The sequence below is a fragment of the Occultella gossypii genome (genome assembly GCF_019947135.1).
GTDB lineage: Bacteria > Actinomycetota > Actinomycetes > Actinomycetales > Beutenbergiaceae > Occultella > Occultella gossypii.
The window spans coordinates 1-17,473 of the sequence record NZ_JAGSHT010000005.1 but is presented as its reverse complement, the minus strand read 5'-3'; the positions used below and the strand labels follow the sequence as shown (position 1 = coordinate 17,473).

Below are 17,473 nucleotides of genomic sequence, written 5' to 3'. Positions count from 1 at the left end.
GCGAGCCCGCACCCGACTGGAGACGGGAACTGAAATGAGTGCACGTTCCACCATGTCCATCCACCACCGACAGGCCCGCGCCGCCTGGATGTTCCTGGCGCCCGGCCTGCTGCTCCTGACGATCTTCACGGCGTGGCCGTTGCTGCGCACCGTGTACCTGTCCCTGACCGACTACAACCTGCTCACCCCACCGGAGTGGGTGGGCCTGGACAACTACCGCGAACTGCTGGCCGACCCCCAGGTGATGAACGCCTTCGGCAACACGCTGCTCTACGCAGTCGTGGTGACGCCGGTGACCATCGGCCTGGCGATGCTGTTCGCCCTCGCCCTCAACGAGCGCTTCTTCGCCCGGACCCTCGTGCGGACAGCGGTGTTCGTCCCGTTCGTGGTCTCCCTCGCCGTCATCTCGATCGCGTTCCGGTTCCTCCTGGACCCGAACTACGGCCTGGTCACGCACTGGCTCTCGGCGATCGGCCTGGCACCGCAGCAGGGCGCCCTCGCACAACCGCACACCGCGATGGCGGCGGTGATGCTGGTGGGCGTCTGGAAGAACGTCGGGTTCTACATGGTGATGTTCCTGGCCGGCCTGCAGTCGATCCCGCGCGAGTTGTATGAGGCGGCGCAGCTGGACGGCACGAGCCGGCTGCAGCGCTTCCGCGCGGTCACGCTTCCGCTGCTGAGCAACCAGACGATGTTGGTCAGCATCCTTGCGGCGACGGCGAGTTTCCAGGTCTTCGATCAGATCAAGGTGATGACGAATGGCGGTCCGGCAATGAGCACGGAGACCCTCGTGGTGCTGGTGAACCGGGTGGGGATCAACAACCTCGAATTCGGGTACGGCTCGGCGGTCTCGGTGATCCTGCTCGTGCTCATCCTGATCCTCTCCCTGGCCCAGTACCTCTACTTCGGCCGTCGGCAGGTGCGTTACTGATGGCGCAGCGCACCGCAGTCCGATCGCGTGGGCTGGACCACGGCCTCCAGCAGGCCTGGAAGATCGCGCTGACCATCGCCATGGTGGCGATCGGCCTGGTGATGGTCTTCCCGATCGTCTGGTCGTTCTTCACGGCGTTCAAGCCCAACTCGGAGGCGGCGTCGGCGTCGCCCACCCTGCTCCCGCAGACGTGGACGCTCGAGAACTTCGTCGAGATCTGGTCGGCGATCCCGTTCGCGCAGCTCTACGGGAACACCATCCTGTTCGCCGGCGTCGTCATGGTCCTCTCGCTGACCTTCGACACGATGGCCGGGTACGCGCTCGCGCGCTTCGAGTTCCGCGGACGGACCGCCGCGTTCATCGCCATCATCGTGATGCTGATGATCCCGTACCAGGCGGTCATCATCCCGCTGTACGACCTGGTCCACAGCCTGGGTCTCGGCCAGAGCATGGCCGGGATGATCATCCCCCGCACGGCGAACGCCTTCGGCGTGTTCTTCATGCGGCAGTTCTTCCTCGCGCTCCCCCGAAACCTCGAGGAGGCCGCCCGGATCGACGGCGCGAACGAGTGGAAGATCTTCACCCGGGTGATGCTGCCCCTAACCACGCCTGCCCTGCTCACGCTGGGGCTCTTCCACTTCCAGTTCAACTGGAACGACCTGCTCTGGCCCCTGGTGATGTCCAACAACATCGCCGGCGCGACGCTGCCGGCCGGGCTGGCGCTGTTCGCCGGCCAGCACGTGGTGGAGTACGGCCTCCTGATGGCCGGCTCGGTACTCGCGCTTATCCCCCTGATCCTCTTCTTCCTCCTCATCCAGCGGACGTTCGTCGCGGGTATCGCGACCACCGGCCTCAAGTAACCAAAGGACATCGCAACCACCCATGTCACATTTCTTCAGCACCGACCGGATGGCCCTGGGCGTCGGGATCGAGGACACCTTCATCCCGCAGGAGCGCCCTGGCCACCGGCGCCTGGACGAGTACGAGCTCACCCAGCACTACCACCACTGGCGCGAGGACCTCACGCGGGCCGCGGAGGCCGGCGCCGAGTTCGTCCGGTGGGGCATCCCCTGGTACCGCGTCGAGCCCTCCCCCGGCGGGTTCGACTTCTCCTGGGTGGACGAGGTCGTGGCCCACATGACCTCACTCGGACTGCACTGCGTGGTGGACCTGCTGCACTACGGCACCCCGCTCTGGCTGGAGAACTCGTTCATCAACAGCCAGTACCCGCAGGTCTTCGCCCGGTACGCCGGCGCGGTGGCCGAACGGTACCGAGGCGTGTTCACCTCCTACACGCCCGCGAACGAACCGCTGGTGAACGCACAGTGGTGCGGCCGCGACGGCCGCTGGCCGCCGTACCTCACCGGCGAGGACGGCTTCGTGAAGGTGGTCACCGCGGTGGCCGAGGGCATGTCCCGGGCGCAGGCGGCCATCCTGAGCGTGGCCCCGGAGAGCGAGATCGTCCTGGTCGACGCCGGGTTCCGCTGGTCCGGCACCCGGTTTCCGGGTCTGTCCCGGGAGCACCTGGAGGAGTGGCGCTTCGTCGCCACCGACCTGCTCCTCGGGCGCGTCTCGGCGGAGCATCCGATGCACGGCTACCTGCGTGAGCACGGGGTCAGCGCCGAGCGGCTCGACTGGTTCCAGGCGAACGCGCAGCAGCCGGACGTCATCGGGGTGAACTACTACCCCGGGTTCACCACGATCTCGTTCGACGCGGACGGCATCGAGGTGCCCGGCGAAGGCGGGGTGGACGGCCTCGTCGACCTGGTGCAGGCCTACCACGACCGCTACCACCTGCCGATCGCGATCACGGAGACCTCCCGGAACGAGTCGCCCGAGGCCAAGATCGGCTGGCTCACCGAGTCCCTCGGAGCCCTCGACCAGCTCCGCGACGCCGGCATCCCGGTGGTCGGCTACACCTGGTTCCCGTTCCTGTCCCTGATCGACTGGGCCTACCGCGACGCCACCGACAGCGTGGACAACCACTGGAACCACCTGGGCCTGATCGAGCTTCGACGCACGGCCGGCGATGTGCTGGAGCGGGTGCCGAACGCGGCCCTGGAGACGTTCACCGAAGAGGCCCGCCGTCGCGCGCGAACCTCTTCCTGAGGTGTCGGCGAGCTGGCGGCGTCACCCTCGTGCCCGGGCACCTGGGCATGGCCCGACGGCGGAGGGTCACCATCGCTGGTCTGGCTCGCCGGGCGGAGTGGGTGGTGGCCGTCCGGGTCACCGTGGCGCCGGGCAGCGCCTATCGCGCGGCCTCCACGATCGAAACCGTGCTGGAGAGCATCGTCTGGACGTCACGGAGGTCGCCGACGAGCGGTGCGAGCGACTCCTGCAGCGTGCGCCGTCCCGCAACGGCGGCGTCCCGGGTGTCAAAGCCGGCGCTGATGGCGAGGTCAGGGATTGTGGTCATGCGACGTAGTGCGTCTCGCACGAGGAGCGGACGCGACTGGTCCAACAGGTTGACCGAGAGGCCGCGGGTGCCCGGAATTCGAAGGGTCCGCAGCCGCTCCAGCACCTGGCGATCGGGGCTCTTGTGCCGCCATCGGGCGAGCACCCACAGCATTGCGGGAGCCGGAGCAGCCGGAGCCGGACCATCTACCGGCCCGCCGGTCAGCCCCGCGAGGAAGTTCGGTTCGTCCACGATGAGCCGGTCGGACACGTCCGTGGTCAGGCCCGCCTGCGCGTCGTGATCGGAGGCGAACCACAGCTCCACGATGCCGTCGACGGCGTAGGCCGCACCCTCGGCCACCGACCCCGGGATGACGTGGTTCTGCCGGTAGCAGACCACGCCCGGCAGGTCGACGGCGATCGGTGCGTGCCGGCCGCGCCAGTATGACGAGAAGTCCGCAGGGGTCATGCCGTCCCGGCGCTCGAGGTAGGTGATTCGCTTCGACACTCTCAGTCCGTCCACGGGTGGGCAGGTCTCACGGGCGATCGAACAGCTGGAAGTACCCGGTGGCCCCGCCGTCGACGAGCAGGTCCGCGCCGTTGATGCTGCGCGCGTCGTCGGAGATGAGGAATGTTGCCAGTGCGCCGATCTCCTCCGGGTCGATCACACGCTCCGTCGGGACCTTCCTCGGGACCTGCCGCCTGACGTCCTCGATCACCATCGGGGTGTCGACGACGCCCGGACAGATGGCGTTCACCGTCACGCCCGTGCCCCACAGGTCGATCACGAGCGAGCGCGTGAGGTTGGACAGGCCGGCCTTGGAGGCCGCGTAGCTCGGGTACGGATACCCGGTGACACCGGCGATCGAAGAGATGTTGATGATGCGACCCCACCCGCGCTCGACCATCCCGGGCGTGAACCGTTGGATCATGCGGAACGGGCCCACGAGGTTGACGCCGAGCGCCCGCTCGAAACTGGCGTCGTCATGGTCGACCAGGTACTTGCGATCCAGGATCCCGGCCGCGTTGACGACCACGTCCACCCGCCCGACGGCGTCCTCCGCTGCGGCATCCATGTCACGGATCGACTCGGCGTCCGTGACGTCGACGGTAAACGCATGCGCCGTCCCGCCCACCGCCCGCACGGTCTCGGCCGCGGTCTCCGCCGCCGCCAGGTTCAGATCAGCGCATAGCAGCGTGTGCCCCGCGCGGGCCAGGCGCGCGTTGATGCCGCCACACATGCCGCCGGCTGCGCCCGTGACGAGCACGTTCCGTGGGGTCACGTCGTCGCCTCCACCGACACTTCGGACTCCCGCCGCTTCATCAGCGCCGTCCGGCGCACCCGGCACACCAGCTCCCCGCGTTGGTTGAAGGCACGGTGCTCGATCCCGATGATGCCGGTCTCCGGGCGCGACTTGGACACGCGCTTGTCGAGCGCCTCGGTCTCCACCCGCAGGGTGTCGCCGATGAGTACCGGCTTGGGGAACTCGATGTCCCGGAACCCGAGGTTGCCGAGAGTGGTACCCAGCGTCGTCTCCTGCACCGGGATGCCGGTCGCGACCCCTAGGGTGAACACGCTGTTGACGATGCGCTCGCCATACATACTCTTGGCCGCGAACTCGGCGTCCAGATGCAGCGGCTGAACGTTCATCGTCAGCGTCGTGAAAAGCAGGTTGTCGGTTTCCGTCACCGTCCGGGTCACCGCGTGCTTGATGACCTCGCCGATGACGAAGTCCTCGTAGTACATGCTCATCGTGCCTCCATCTCGTAGCCGGCCGTGGCCAGCCGTTCGCGGGCGTAGTTGGCGTGGGCGAGGTCGATGTGTTCACCCTCGAAACTCACCGCGCCGTGGCCGTTGCGCCGGCCCTCCTCGAAGGCCGCGACCAGACGCTGGTAGTAGTCGGCCTGTGCCTCCGAGAGGCCGTACTCCTCGTTGGCGATCGGGGCGTGCGAGGGGTGGATCAGGACCTGGCCGGTGTAGCCGAGGCCGGCGTTGTCCCGGGCGAAGGTGCGCATGCCGTCGAGGTCCCGCACGTCCTGCCACAGGCCCACCACGATGTTCGTGAGCCCCGCGGCGCGGGCGGCCACGACGATCTTGCTGCGCAGGTACAGCGTCTCGAGGCCCTCGGCGCTCCACCGAAACCCGATGCTGCGGGACACGTCGGCGTCCTTGGCTGCCGCCGCCATCACTCCGGCGACGCGGGGTGCGGTCACGATCTCGTCCACGCGATTGATGGCCGCCGCCGTCTCGAACGACGGCACCACCCCGACGGTGCCGCGGGGAACGCCGTTCGCGAGCTCGCCCGCGGTGATGACGGCGTCGAACGCGACGACGTCGTCCCGGCCGGTCAGCATCGGCAGGAGGTAGGCATCCAGTCCGGGGACGGTCACGACGGCGAGGTCCCGGCCGAAGTGTTCGGTGGCGAGCCCGTTCGGGCGGACGAGTACCGCCTTGTCGCCCGGGTAGTCGAGGATCGCGGCGCGGGCGTTGGCCCGGGCGTGGCCCTTCTCCTGGTCGGGGACGGAGTCCTCCAGGTCGATGATGATCCCGTCTGCCTCGGACCGGAGCGCCTTCAGGATCCAGTCCGCCTTATGGCCGGGCACGAACAGCAGCGATCGCACGGCTCGCATGTCAGACCGCCTCGGCGTACTCGGCGAGCAGGCTGCCTGCGGGGAGCGAGTCGCCCTGGGCGACGGAGACGGTGGAGATGACGCCGTCGTGTGGGGCGTGGATCGGGTTCTCCATCTTCATGGCCTCGAGTACGAAGAGCAGCTGCCCGGCCACGACGGAATCGCCAGCGGCGACCTTGACCTCGACGATCGTGCCCTGCATGGGGGCCTTGAGGGTGCCGTCCCCGGCGACCTTCGTGCGGCCGGGCCCGCGGCGCGCGGTACTGCGGCGCTCACCGTTGCCCGAGTCCTCGTGCGCCGCCGTCACGACGGCGCCGGACCGGACGCCGTCGCTGAACACCGGGATCCGGAAGTAGCGGCCCTGCACGTACACCTCGTCCCGGCCGAGTGGCTCCTCCGCGGGCTCCGGCTCGGGGAGCGTCACGCTCGTCTCGAGCCACCGGGTGCTGATGTTCGCCGAACGGAAATCCTCGGTGGCGAGAATGTGCGCGGCGGCTGAGACCGTCGTCGCGATGCCCTCGATCTTGAGCCCGTCCAGACCCACGAGCAGGGTGTCGATCGCCGTGTCCCGGTCGGGGCCCCAGGCGATGAGCTTGCCGACGAGGCTGTCGTAGAGCGGTAGGACCTCGTCGCCGGACTCGTACCCGGCATCCCAGCGCAGGTGTTCGCCCTGGGGTGCCGTGATGGAGTAGATCGGGCCGGGGGCGGGGCGGAAGAGCCCGCCGGCGGGGTCCTCGGCGTTGATGCGGGCCTCGATGGCGGCGCCGTTGGTCACCCCGGACTCGGTGCGCGAGAGAGGTTCACCGGCCGCGACGCGAAGCTGTTCCGCAATGAGGTCCATGCCAGTGACCAGCTCGGTGACTGGGTGCTCGACCTGGATGCGGGTGTTCATCTCGAGGAAGTAGAAACTCTCGCCCTCGACGAGGAACTCGACCGTGCCGGCGCCGACGTAGCCGACCTCGCGCACGAGGCGCAGCGCGGCCTCACCCATCGCCGCGCGCATGGCGTCGCTCAGGCCGGCGGCGGGTGCCTCCTCGATGAGTTTCTGGTGGCGACGTTGGACGGAGCAGTCACGATCGCCTAGGTAGACGGCGTTGGCGTACGAGTCGCCGAAGACCTGAACCTCGACGTGGCGGGCGTCGACGAGGAATCGCTCGACGTAGACCTCGCCGTCGCCGAAGGCCGCGGTGGCCTCGCGGACGGCGGAGGCGTAGGCATCGGTCACCTCGTCCGGCCCGGGCACCTGACGCATGCCACGCCCGCCACCGCCGAAGGAAGCCTTGATGAGCAATGGATAGCCGTGTGCCTCGCCGAACCGAGTGACCTCGTCCTCATCGGCGACGGCACCGGCGGACCCGGGCAGCAGCGGCACCGCGGCGGCAGCGGCGACGGCGCGTGCCGCGACCTTCTCACCCATGGTGGTGATGGCGTGGGCCGAAGGGCCGATGAACACCAGGCCGGCGTCCGTGACGGCCTGCGCGAAGGCGGCGTTCTCGGCGAGGAACCCGTAGCCGGGGTGCACGGCCTCGGCACCGTGGTCGACGGCGGCCTGGACGATCTTGGCGATGTTGAGGTAGTTCTCCGACGCCGGTCCGTCGCCGAGGTCCACCGCCTCGTCCGCGGTGCGCACGTGCAGCGCGCCGGCGTCGGCGCTCGAGTGCACGGCGACGGCGGCGACGCCGAGATCGGCGCACGTCCGAAAGATGCGGACGGCGATCTCGCCACGGTTGGCCACAAGGATCTTTGTGAACATGCTTCAGTCCTTCGTCGGTGCCGCGTCCTGCGGATGGGTGGTGGGTCCGGAACGGGCGGTCAGACCCACCCGAGTTCCTGCTTGAGTCGGTGCTTCACGAGCTTCCCGGCGCCGGACCGCGGCAGCCGGTCGGCGCTCATGAACGCGAACTGCTTGGGGACCTTGTAACCGGCGATGTGCTGGCGAAGGAACGCCTCGAGCTCGGCGCCCGTCGTGCTCTGGCCGTCCCGCAGCGAGATGACGACGCGGACCTCCTCGCCCCACTGCTCGCTGTCCACCCCGACGACGGCTGCCTCAAGCACTGCGGGGTGGAGGTAGAGAACCTGCTCGATCTCGACGCAGTAGACGTTCTCGCCACCGGTCTTGATCATCTCCTTCATCCGGTCCTTGAAGAAGAAGTAGCCCTTCTCGTCCCGAGTGGCGAGGTCGCCGGTGTGCAGCCAGCCGTCCCGGATCGTCTGGGCGGTGGCGTCCGGGCGACCGAAATAGCCGGTCATCACGTTCGGGCCGCGCACGCAGATCTCGCCGAGTTCACCGGGCTCGACGATGCGCCCGTCGTCCTCGAGGCTGAACAGCTCGGCCTCGGTGAGGTGGTATTCCTGACCGATGGAACCGTCTGCCCTCGGGTCGAGGATGTCGCGGTGGAGCAGCCGGGTGACCATCGGGCCGGCCTCGGTGAGTCCGTAGCGGAAGTAGAGTTCGGCCTTGGGCAGGGTGTCGAGGAAGCGCTGCTTGTCGGGCATGCGGAGCAGCCCGGCGCCGGTGTGCAGTGCGCGGAAGTGCTGCTGGACCCCGGCATCGGCGAAGGCACCGGCCTGCATGAGACGGCGCATCATGTTAGGGATCATGAAGCTGTTGGTGGCTCGTTCGCGGCCGACCCACTCGGTGAAGTTCTCCTCGTCGAAGCGGTCCACGAGGATGGTGGTCTTGCCGGCGAAGAAGTGCGTGACAAGCCAGGTGATGACGCCGGCGGAGTGGAACATCGGCGTGATCATGAGGCCGCGATCCTCCGGGTGCGCCCCGACCTTGGCATCGACGTACTCGTTGATGGCGTTCGCCGTGGCAGCGCGGTGGGAGAGCACCACCGCCTTCGATGTGCCGGTGCTCCCTCCGGTGTAGATGAGGCAGAGACCGTCCTCGGGGGTGATGACGTCGGCCAGCGCGCCGGTGCCGGTTCGCAGGGACTCGACTTCTGCCTGCTCGAGCACGCGTGGCAGGGCGGTGGTCTCCGGGTCGGCGGCGAGGATATTGAGCGCGGTGTCGAGCTGCACCCTGAAGCGCTCCTCGACGAGGATGAGATGCGTCCGGCTCTCCCGGATGCCGGCCGCGAGTTCCTCGGGTGCCCAGCGCCAGTTGTACGCGGTGTAGAGACCGCCGGAGACTGCGATCCCCAGGAACGCCTCGGCGTTGAAGACGGTGTTGCCTCCCAGGACGCCGACCGTGTCGCCGGCACCGACGCCGGCGGCGCGCAGCCCTCGGCCGAGTTGCGACGCGCGCTCGGCGGCCTCGCCGAACGTGACCCGGCCGTCCACCCCGACGAACGCCTCCCGGGCGGGTTGGCGCCGCGCGTTGATGCGGGTCCAGTCTCCGATGGTGTGCGTCATCGCGTCTCCCAGAGTACTAAACGAACGGACGATCGTTCGTCTCCGGTCAGAGTACGACCAGAGAGGGTCGTGGGGCAAGGGTGAAGGTGGTTAGGCCAGCGTGCAGGGCAGCGGTACGGCCGGTGCTTCGGGTCGGGTTGGCGTGCTTGCTTTCCTGGTGCGAACTCAGACGTGCCACGCCACGCGGTCAGACCGCGAGGGCCGACTCGACCAGGTGGTCCGCGTTCTCGATCTGCAGGCTCCGGAGGATGATCTTGGTGTAGGTCTCGATGATCTCGTCGAGAGAGAAGACGCCGTCGGGTCGGTACCAGCCCGATACGTGCGTCCCGACGGCGACGATGCTGAACGCGTGCAGGCGGGAGTTGAGCACCTCACCCTTGTCGTCGATCCCCACCTGCTCGATCAGCTCTTCGAGCTGCTTGCGGTAGGCGCGCCGCTTCTCGGTGATGGAGCGCCGGAAGTCGTCGTGGAGCGAGCGCAACTCGGTGTTGCCGATGAAGACCTGCTGGGCGTTCTCCGCGTGGAAACGGATATGGCACTCGAGGAACGCGATGAGCCGATCCACCGATTCGGTGTGGCCCGCGAGCGCGCGCTCCATCTGGCCGGCGAGGTCGTCCATGGTGTGCCCCATCACCGACAGGAGGAGCTCCTCCTTGCTGGCGATGTGGTTGTACAGGCTACCGACCTTGATGCCCACGCGGGCGGCGACGTCGCGCAGCGTGGTGGCGTCGTAGCCCTTGGTCGCGAAGAGTTCGGCGGCCTCCCGGCGGATGGCGTCCGCGGTCTGCTGCCCGTTCTGCGTGGTCCTCACGGTCCGTCCCTCGCTCGTCCTGGCTGCTGCGCTATATGCAGACGAGGTTAGTCGAGCAGACGTCCGTTCGCCTGCATCGGCGCGGGGGGTCACGGGATGCTCCCGTCGAACTTGGCCATCCGGTACTGCCGCGGCCACTCCAACTCCCCGCCGAGCTCGGCGGCCGCGCGCAGGGCGAAGCCTGGCTCGCGGAGGAACTGCCGCGCGACCAGGACGACGTCCGTGGCGCCGTCGACGATCGCGCTTTCCGCCTGCACCGGTGAGGTGATCAGGCCCGCGGCTCCGACCGGCACCGAGGCGGCGGCCCTCACCTGACGAGCAAGTGGAAGCTGGTATCCGGGACCGACCGGGATCTCCTGACGATGGTCGTTACCAGCCGAGGAGATGCTGAGGAAGTCGACGCCACGCTCCTCGAGCAGGGGGGCCAACCGAGCAGAGTCCGCACCGTCCCACCCCTCCTCGACCCAGTCGGTGGCGGAGAGTCGCACGAACAGCGGCATGCCCGCCGGCAGGACCGCGCGCACGCCGTCGACCACCTCGAGGAGGAACCGGGCGCGATTCTCGAAGGACCCGCCGTACTCATCCTCGCGCTGGTTGGAGCGCGGAGAGAGGAACTGGTGGAAGAGGTAACCGTGCGCGGCGTGCAACTCGACGCCGTCGAACCCCGCGGCGACGGACCGTCGGGCCGCCGCAACGAACAGTTCGACGGCGACTGCGATCTCGGGCTTCGTCAATGCCCGGGGCGCGGGGAGCCGGCCGTAGGCGGATGGAGAAGGGCCGACGGTCTCCCAGCCGCCTTCCTCGGGCGGCTGGTAGCCGCGGCCGAGGTAGGGCGGCTTGGTCGAGGCTTTCCGGCCCGCGTGCGCGAGCTGTACGACGATGGGAACGTCCTGGCTGTGGACGAACCCCACGATCGGAGCCCAGGCCCCGGCCTGTTCGTCCGTCCAGATGCCGGCGTCGCTGCTCGAGATGCGGCCCTCCGGGGCGACGGCGGTCGCCTCAGTGAGGATCAGGCCCGCGCGGCCGATCGCGAAAGATCCCAGATGGGCGAGGTGCCAGGGCTGAGGTACGCCGTCGACCGCGGAGTACTGGCACATGGCGGCCACCCACAGGCGGTGCGCGACGGTGAGGTCGCGCAGGGTGAGCGGCTCGAAGAGCCGGGGCGGTGCCTTGCTGGCCATGGGTGATTCTCCTTGGTGCTGAGGGGTGCCGCGAGGGGTGCGCGGACGGTCAGGGCAGGGACGCCCTGGCCTGCTGGGCGGTGGGTAAGGGATATCCGCGGGCGAGGTGGTTCAGGTGGGCGGCGGTCTCGCCCATCGCCATGCGGCGCCCCAGCGTGTTCAGCCCGTCCCAGCCACGCGACCACGTCAGCGCATGGGCGAGATCCCACACGCTCGCGGTGGGGTTTTCGGCGACCAGGCCGTGCAGCTCGTCGAGCCGGTCGTCGACCGCTCGGCGAAGCTCACGCACGCGCGCGGCCACACCGACGAAGCGGTACTCGTGCGCGGGAAGAACCTCCGCGCCGTGGTGTGGCAGGAGGAGGTTCAGGCTCTCGAGGTACTCCCCGAGGGGGTCCTCGGAGCCGAACGGGTTGAGCGCTACATGAGGGGTGATGCCCGGGAGGACGTGGTCGCCGGCGAAGAGCAGGTTGCGCTCGGTGTCCACCAGGCACAGATGGCCCGGGCTGTGACCGGGGGTGAGCAGGACCTTCAGGTCGGTGCCCGCGATCGGGAGGCGCTGGTCGTGTTCGAGCAGCAAGGTGGGCACGGTGTAGCGCAGCGTCTCGGCGTAGTCCTCACTGCCGGCGAGCGCGGTGGCCTCCGCCTCTGGAGCGCCCCAGTGGCGGAACCGCTCGTAGGCGGTCTCGTGGCTGAGATCAGCCGCGGTCATACCGGCGATCCAGTCCCGCTCCGTGCGGCTGAGGGCGATCCACGCACCGGTCGCGGCCGCGAGCCGGTCCGCCATCTCCCAATGGTCGAAGTGGAAGTGGGTGACGACGATGCCGGTGAGGTTCGCCGTATCGAACCCGATTGCGGCGAAGGCGTTCGTGAGCGCTGCCCACGCGGTGTCGGTGTCGGCACCCGGGTCGATCAGGACGCTCTCGCGGGCCCCACGCACGAGGTAGGCGTATGTGAACCGGATCGGGTTGGGCACGGGCACCGGGATGGCCCATACCCCCGGGCGCACCTGTTCCACCGCGGGTGCCTCCCGCCGTCGCCAGGCTGCCCGCTGGGCCAGGCTGGTCGCGGTGACGACGCCCGCTGCGTCGTTCACTCTGCGAGCTCCGCCGCGAGCGAGTCCGCCAGCGGGCCCTCGACCTGTTCGGTCGAGCTCGCGCCGCCGAGGTAGATGTGTTTGACGGCGGGGTCGCCGCGCAGGGCAGCGGCGGTGCCCTCCAGGACGAACTTTCCGGCGTTGAGGAGGTAGCCGCGGTCGGCGAGGGCCAGCGCGGCGCGGGCGTTCTGCTCGACGAGGACGATCGTCAGGCCGTTCTCGTCGCGCATCCGCTTGAGTACTTTCATGACGAGTTCGGTCATCTGAGGTGACAGGCCGAGGCTCGGCTCGTCCAGGAGCATGACCTTGGGCTGGCTCATGTAGGCGCGGCCGACGGCGAGCATCTGCTGCTCGCCACCGGAGAGCGTGCCGGCCAGTTGGTGCGAGCGTTCCTCCAACCGTGGAAACAGGTCGTAGACCTCGCGCAGGAGCTTCTTGGTCGTGTTGTCCCGGCGCCGCGTGTATCCGCCGAGCAGGAGGTTGTCCGCGACGGACAGCGTGGAGAAGACCTGCCGGCCCTCCGGCACGAGGCTGCATCCGGTGCGGACCACCTGGCTCTGGCTCATGCGGGATGTGCTCGTCCCGGCGACTGCCACCGCGCCGCGGCGCAGTCGGTGGCTGCGGGCGATGACGTTGAGCAGGGTGGACTTACCGGCACCGTTCGGGCCGATGATCGTGACGATCTCCCCTGCGGCGACCGTGAAGGAGAGGTCGTCGAGAACCTGGGCACGACCGTAGTAGAAGGACAGGTTGCTGACAGCCAGGGCATCGGACATCAGTGAGTCACCTCCACGGACTCTGCGGCCTCGTCGGCGTCGGTCGCGACGCCCAGGTAGGCATCGATGACGGCGTGGTCGTTCTGCACCTCGTCCGGCGTGCCGACCCGGAGAGTTTTGCCGAAGTTGAGGACGTGGACCCGGTCGGCGCTCGCCATGACGAACTCCATGTCGTGCTCGATGACGAGCACGGCGAGCCCCTCACGCCCCAATGCCCGCAGCAGCTGCATCAGCGAGGCCTTCTCGGCTTTGTTGAGCCCCGCGCACGGCTCGTCGAGGAGTATGAGCCGCGGTTGGCCGACCAGGGCGCGGGCAACCTCGACGATCTTCTGTTGACCGAGCGAGAGGTTCTTCGCGTCGCGGTCGGCGAGGTGGGCCAGGTCGAGCCGGGTCAGAACGGCCTGTGTCTCGTCCGCCAGCCGTCGTTCCTCGCGGACGGCGGCGGGCGTCGGGATCGAGGAGCGGAGCATGCCGACGTTGCCGCGCAGGTGGGCACCGACCTTGACGGTGGCGGCGACGTCCATCCCCTCGAAGAGGCACGGGGTCTGGAACGTGCGGCTGAGCCTGTGCCGGGCCACCTCGTGGGCGCGCATGCTGGTCGTCTCGACGTTGCCGATCGTCACGGTCCCTGCCGTCGGCGGGGTGTTACCCGAGAGCATGTTGACCAGCGTGGACTTGCCGGCACCGTTGGGGCCGATCACGGCCAGGACCTCGCCCTCGTGGATGTCGAGGTCGACGTCGTCGACGGCGGTGACGCCGCCGTACCGCTTGAGCAGCCCGCGGGCGGAGAGCACGACGGAGCCCGGGCTGACTGGGCCGGCCTCGTCCTCCTGGCGGCGCAGCGCACGCATGTCGGTGCTGGTCTGGGTGGTCGTCGGCGCCACTGCCTCCGGCGCGCGGTCCCCGCCCAGACGACGGCGGACGAATCCGATCAGATCCCCGAGAGCGCCCGCGATGCCGTCGGGACGGACGACGAGGATCACCACGAGGAGCAGTCCGATGATGAGCTGCTGCCCGGCACCGACCGCGCCCGTGCCCAATAGGCCCGGCAGGATGGCTTCAATGCCCTGGTAGATGACTTCGAGGGCGATGGCGCCGATGACGGCGCCCCACGGGCTGCGCATGCCGCCGAGGACGGCGATCATCAGCACGTCGATCGCGGTCTGCAGCCCGAACGGCGGCGGATTCACGTACAGATACTGGTGCGCGTACAGCGACCCGGCCACGGCGCTGATGACCGCGGACGCCGTGAACACCCGGGCCTTGGCGGACGGGATGTTGACACCGGCAGCGGCTGCCGCGGCCTCGTGACCACGGATCGCCAGCAAAGCACGGCCCTCGCGGCCTTTGCGCAGGGTGAGGATGCCCCACACGACGAGCCCGACGACGACCCAGTTGACGACGACGTGGCTGGCGCTGCTGCTTAGCGAGAACCCGAAGAGGTCGAGCGGCTGGATGCCACCCATGCCGGTCGACCCGCCCGTGAAGCCGGCGTTGTTGACCGAGAGGTAGAAGACCTCGGTCAGGGCCAACGTGGCCATCGCGAGGAAGTGACCGCGAAGACGGAACAGAGGACGGGCGATGGCGTAGCCCAGCACGCCGGCGACGGTCGCGGCGAGGACCAGCGCGACGAGCCCGTACCAGCCGTACTTGACGGTCAGCAGGGTCGAGCCGTAGGCGCCGATGCCGTAGAACGCGCCGACCGCGAGGGAGAACTGACCCGCGTAGCCCGTTACGAGCACCATCCCGAGGGCCAGGAGGGCGAGAATCCCCACCGTGGCGCCCAGGCCGGCGTAGTAGGCGTTCGCGAGGCCCGCGAATAGCAGGACGATGCCGATCCAGACCGCGGCGGCGACGCCGTGGCGCCAGGAGAGGGTGAGCGGGGAACGGAGTTCAGACACGGTCTGCAGCCACCTTCCGCGTGAGGCCCTGCGGGCGCACGACGAGCAGGACGATGAGGAGGAGGAACACGATCGTCGACGCCTGGGCCGCTGAGACGTTCCGGGCCACGAGGACTTCGACCAGCGCCACGATGAAGCCACCGACCAGGGTCAGGCCGAGCTTCTCGAAGCCCCCCAGGATGGCGGCGATGAACCCCTTGAGGCCCAGGGCGAGACCGGCACCGGCGGTGATGAACGACGTCGGCACCTGCGCGGCGAGCACGCCGCCGGCGATCGCTCCGGAGAGGGCGAACGCGATCGTGGCCATGACGGTCAGTGAGATGCCCACCACGCCGGCGGCGTACGCGTTGACCGAGAACGCGCTGAGCGCCTTGCCCGAGAGTGTGCGGTCGAAGAAGAATGCGAGCCCGAGGTAGCCGACGACGGTCAGGCCGACGAGCCACAGGGACTGTAGGGGGATGCTCCCGCCCAGAATGGTCAGCGAGCTGCCCGAGGTGATCGGTTCGAACTGGCGCGGCCCGGTGCCGAAGATCAGCTGGATCGCGGACCGGATCGCAATGCCGACGCCGAGGGTCACGATCGTCTGGACCATCAGGCTCTGGTGCCGGAGCGGGTGGATCGCGAGGTGGTACATGAGCACGCTCACCACCGCGCCGGTGAGGGCGCCGACGCCGATGGCGGCCAGGGGCGGCAGCACGGACGAGGCCACGACGGCTCCGAACGCCCCGGCGACGGCGATGTCGCCCATGGCGAAGTTCACCATCCCCGTCAGGCGGTGGACGATGACGAATCCGATACCCAGCGCACCGTAGAGGGCGCCGAGCGCGAGTGCGGTGAGCACCGACTGCATGAGGACGTCCAACTGAAGCCTCCTTTGGCCACCGCTGGGAGCACGGGTTCTGTGGATGGATGTCAGATCGTACCTTGACGTACGAACGATTGTTCGCTTGGATGAACGGTATGCCGACGGCGATCAGGATGTCAATGGATCATCTCGCCTCGTCCAGCCGGTCCGACCGAAGCTCCCTCCCCCACCAACCGTAAGAACCCCTCCACAACATCGAAGGGCCTGATCAATGAAGATGAGCACCCGGACGCCGAGCAGGCGTCGAGTAGTCACCATGCTGGGCGCCGCCGCCCTCATGCTCGGAACCGTGGCCTGCGGCGGCGACACCCCCGGCAACACCGACGGCGGCGACGACCCCTACAGGATCGGAGTCCTGGTCGGTCTCACCGGGAGCTATGCCGCGCTCGGTGTCCCGGAACAGCAGGCGATCGAGCTGTACTTCGAGCAGATCAACGACGGCGGCGGCATCGACGGCCGACCTGTCGAGCTTGTGGTGCTCGACAGTGGCAGCGATGAGAGCAACGCGGTCAACCAGTTCCGGAAGCTGGCCATCGAGGAGAACGTCCATGCCATCCTCGGACCGAGTTCGAGCGGCGAGTCCATCGCCCTGCGCCCGTTCAGCGGCGACCTGCAGGTCCCGACGATCGCCTTGGCGTCCTCGAGCAGCATCGTCGAGCCGGCAGCGGAGGCGGGCTACATCTTCAAGCAGTACTCCGGCACCAACGAGTCGCTCCGGGCACAGTTGGAGTTCGCGGCGGCTCAGGGTTGGACGAGCGTCGGCCTGCTGCACACCAACGACGGCTATGGGCAGGACCCGGCCAACAACATCGAGGCGGTGGCTGCAGAGGTCGGTATCGAGGTCACCGGCATCGAGGCGTTCGACGCTACGGCGACCGATGTGACAGCCCAGTTGGGGACGCTGAGCGAGGGCAATCCGCAAGCCGTGCTCGTGTGGGCCGTGAACCCCGCCAACGCCGTCGTGGCCAAGAGCGCGGAGTCGATCAACTTCGAGCCCGTGCTCTTCAACTCCCCAGGTGCGGGCTCGCAGGCCTACATCGAGAACGCCGGGTCTGCTGCCGACGGGACGTTCGTCCAGGGTTCGGTCGTGCTCGCGGCCAGTTCGCTCGAAGCCGGCGACCCGCAGTACGAGGTGACCAATACTCTCGTTGACACCTTCGAGGAGGCCTACGGGGAGGTGGCGGGCCAGTACGCCGCCAACGGCTGGGATGGCTCCATCCTGCTCGTCAACGCCATCGAGGCCGCCGCAGAGCATGACCCGGCGGATGTCCAGGCCACCCGTGACGCCATCCGCGACTCGCTCGAGAACAACACGCAGGCGGTCGTCGGCGTCAACGCGATCTACACCTACACCCCGGAGTTCCACGGCTCGGTCGAACTGGGCGGACTCGCAGTTCTCGAGGTGGCCGACGGGGCGTACAGCGTCGTCAAGACCTACTGACTAGCGCACGCGTCAACCGCACACGAGAGGTGGGGGGGGGCGGCAGCACCCCCACCACAAGAGGGCCCAACCCCCGGGGGGGGGGGCCGGCC

16 protein-coding genes are annotated in these 17,473 nt (G+C 68.6%); 4 read left to right on the top strand and 12 right to left on the bottom strand.

The window, feature by feature from the left end:
• Positions 1-34: 34 nt before the first annotated feature.
• From KCQ71_RS04835 to KCQ71_RS04825, 3 genes are read left to right on the top strand one after another with little or no spacing between them, the layout of a single operon-like run.
• Entirely contained in the window at positions 35-931 is an 897-nt protein-coding gene (locus KCQ71_RS04835; protein ID WP_223403428.1) for a carbohydrate ABC transporter permease, read from the top strand.
• Positions 931-1,791 (top strand): carbohydrate ABC transporter permease, encoded by an 861-nt coding sequence (locus KCQ71_RS04830; RefSeq protein WP_223403426.1) that lies wholly within the window; start codon positions 931-933, stop codon positions 1,789-1,791. Before KCQ71_RS04835 ends, KCQ71_RS04830 begins: the two co-directional genes overlap by 1 nt.
• Positions 1,792-1,813: 22 nt before the next feature.
• Positions 1,814-3,040, top strand: coding sequence for a family 1 glycosylhydrolase (locus KCQ71_RS04825; RefSeq protein ID WP_223403424.1), 1,227 nt, complete (start codon positions 1,814-1,816; stop codon positions 3,038-3,040).
• 139 nt (positions 3,041-3,179) lie between these two features.
• Here KCQ71_RS04825 and KCQ71_RS04820 read toward each other — a convergent pair whose 3' ends face one another.
• The 12 genes from KCQ71_RS04820 to KCQ71_RS04760 all read right to left on the bottom strand — a co-directional run bounded on the left by KCQ71_RS04820 (position 3,180) and on the right by KCQ71_RS04760 (position 15,937).
• A complete protein-coding gene (locus tag KCQ71_RS04820; RefSeq protein WP_223403422.1) occupies positions 3,180-3,833 on the bottom strand; it encodes an EthD domain-containing protein in 654 nt (217 codons plus the stop codon).
• A 28-nt stretch (positions 3,834-3,861) separates the two neighbouring features.
• Positions 3,862-4,608, bottom strand: coding sequence for an SDR family NAD(P)-dependent oxidoreductase (locus KCQ71_RS04815; RefSeq protein ID WP_223403420.1), 747 nt, complete (start codon positions 4,606-4,608; stop codon positions 3,862-3,864).
• A complete protein-coding gene (locus tag KCQ71_RS04810) occupies positions 4,605-5,072 on the bottom strand; it encodes a MaoC family dehydratase (protein ID WP_223403419.1) in 468 nt (155 codons plus the stop codon). Before KCQ71_RS04810 ends, KCQ71_RS04815 begins: the two co-directional genes overlap by 4 nt.
• A gap of 2 nt (positions 5,073-5,074) precedes the next feature.
• Positions 5,075-5,956 (bottom strand): HpcH/HpaI aldolase/citrate lyase family protein, encoded by an 882-nt coding sequence (locus KCQ71_RS04805; protein WP_223403417.1) that lies wholly within the window; start codon positions 5,954-5,956, stop codon positions 5,075-5,077.
• 1 nt (position 5,957) lies between these two features.
• Positions 5,958-7,709, bottom strand: coding sequence for an acetyl/propionyl/methylcrotonyl-CoA carboxylase subunit alpha (locus KCQ71_RS04800; protein WP_223403415.1), 1,752 nt, complete (start codon positions 7,707-7,709; stop codon positions 5,958-5,960).
• Positions 7,710-7,768: 59 nt separating this feature from the next.
• On the bottom strand, positions 7,769-9,313 hold the full coding sequence (locus KCQ71_RS04795) for a class I adenylate-forming enzyme family protein (protein ID WP_223403413.1): 1,545 nt from the start codon (positions 9,311-9,313) through the stop codon (positions 7,769-7,771).
• Between the two features lie 187 nt (positions 9,314-9,500).
• A complete protein-coding gene (locus KCQ71_RS04790) occupies positions 9,501-10,124 on the bottom strand; it encodes a TetR-type transcription factor C-terminal domain-containing protein (RefSeq protein WP_308116606.1) in 624 nt (207 codons plus the stop codon).
• A gap of 89 nt (positions 10,125-10,213) precedes the next feature.
• On the bottom strand, positions 10,214-11,305 hold the full coding sequence (locus tag KCQ71_RS04780) for an NADH:flavin oxidoreductase/NADH oxidase (RefSeq protein WP_223403411.1): 1,092 nt from the start codon (positions 11,303-11,305) through the stop codon (positions 10,214-10,216).
• Between the two features lie 49 nt (positions 11,306-11,354).
• Positions 11,355-12,398, bottom strand: coding sequence for an MBL fold metallo-hydrolase (locus KCQ71_RS04775; RefSeq protein ID WP_223403409.1), 1,044 nt, complete (start codon positions 12,396-12,398; stop codon positions 11,355-11,357).
• Entirely contained in the window at positions 12,395-13,174 is a 780-nt protein-coding gene (locus tag KCQ71_RS04770; protein ID WP_223403407.1) for an ABC transporter ATP-binding protein, read from the bottom strand. Before KCQ71_RS04770 ends, KCQ71_RS04775 begins: the two co-directional genes overlap by 4 nt.
• Complete coding sequence (locus tag KCQ71_RS04765) at positions 13,174-15,075, bottom strand: branched-chain amino acid ABC transporter ATP-binding protein/permease (RefSeq protein ID WP_223403405.1); 1,902 nt, start codon at positions 15,073-15,075, stop codon at positions 13,174-13,176. Before KCQ71_RS04765 ends, KCQ71_RS04770 begins: the two co-directional genes overlap by 1 nt.
• Complete coding sequence (locus tag KCQ71_RS04760) at positions 15,068-15,937, bottom strand: branched-chain amino acid ABC transporter permease (protein ID WP_223403403.1); 870 nt, start codon at positions 15,935-15,937, stop codon at positions 15,068-15,070. The genes KCQ71_RS04765 and KCQ71_RS04760 overlap by 8 nt, the downstream gene beginning before the upstream one ends.
• Positions 15,938-16,151: 214 nt before the next feature.
• Between KCQ71_RS04760 and KCQ71_RS04755 the strand changes: the two genes are divergently transcribed.
• On the top strand, positions 16,152-17,381 hold the full coding sequence (locus tag KCQ71_RS04755; RefSeq protein WP_223403401.1) for an ABC transporter substrate-binding protein: 1,230 nt from the start codon (positions 16,152-16,154) through the stop codon (positions 17,379-17,381).
• The last annotated feature ends 92 nt before the right edge of the window (positions 17,382-17,473 follow it).

Coding starts and splice junctions, on each gene's coding strand:
- KCQ71_RS04770 (WP_223403407.1), bottom strand. CDS start 13,174: ATGTCCGATGCCCTGGCTGTCAGCAACCTGTCCTTCTACTACGGTCGT.
- KCQ71_RS04825 (WP_223403424.1), top strand. CDS start 1,814: ATGTCACATTTCTTCAGCACCGACCGGATGGCCCTGGGCGTCGGGATC.
- KCQ71_RS04805 (WP_223403417.1), bottom strand. CDS start 5,956: ATGCGAGCCGTGCGATCGCTGCTGTTCGTGCCCGGCCATAAGGCGGAC.
- KCQ71_RS04835 (WP_223403428.1), top strand. CDS start 35: ATGAGTGCACGTTCCACCATGTCCATCCACCACCGACAGGCCCGCGCC.
- KCQ71_RS04780 (WP_223403411.1), bottom strand. CDS start 11,305: ATGGCCAGCAAGGCACCGCCCCGGCTCTTCGAGCCGCTCACCCTGCGC.
- KCQ71_RS04830 (WP_223403426.1), top strand. CDS start 931: ATGGCGCAGCGCACCGCAGTCCGATCGCGTGGGCTGGACCACGGCCTC.
- KCQ71_RS04755 (WP_223403401.1), top strand. CDS start 16,152: ATGAAGATGAGCACCCGGACGCCGAGCAGGCGTCGAGTAGTCACCATG.
- KCQ71_RS04810 (WP_223403419.1), bottom strand. CDS start 5,072: ATGTACTACGAGGACTTCGTCATCGGCGAGGTCATCAAGCACGCGGTG.
- KCQ71_RS04800 (WP_223403415.1), bottom strand. CDS start 7,709: ATGTTCACAAAGATCCTTGTGGCCAACCGTGGCGAGATCGCCGTCCGC.
- KCQ71_RS04795 (WP_223403413.1), bottom strand. CDS start 9,313: ATGACGCACACCATCGGAGACTGGACCCGCATCAACGCGCGGCGCCAA.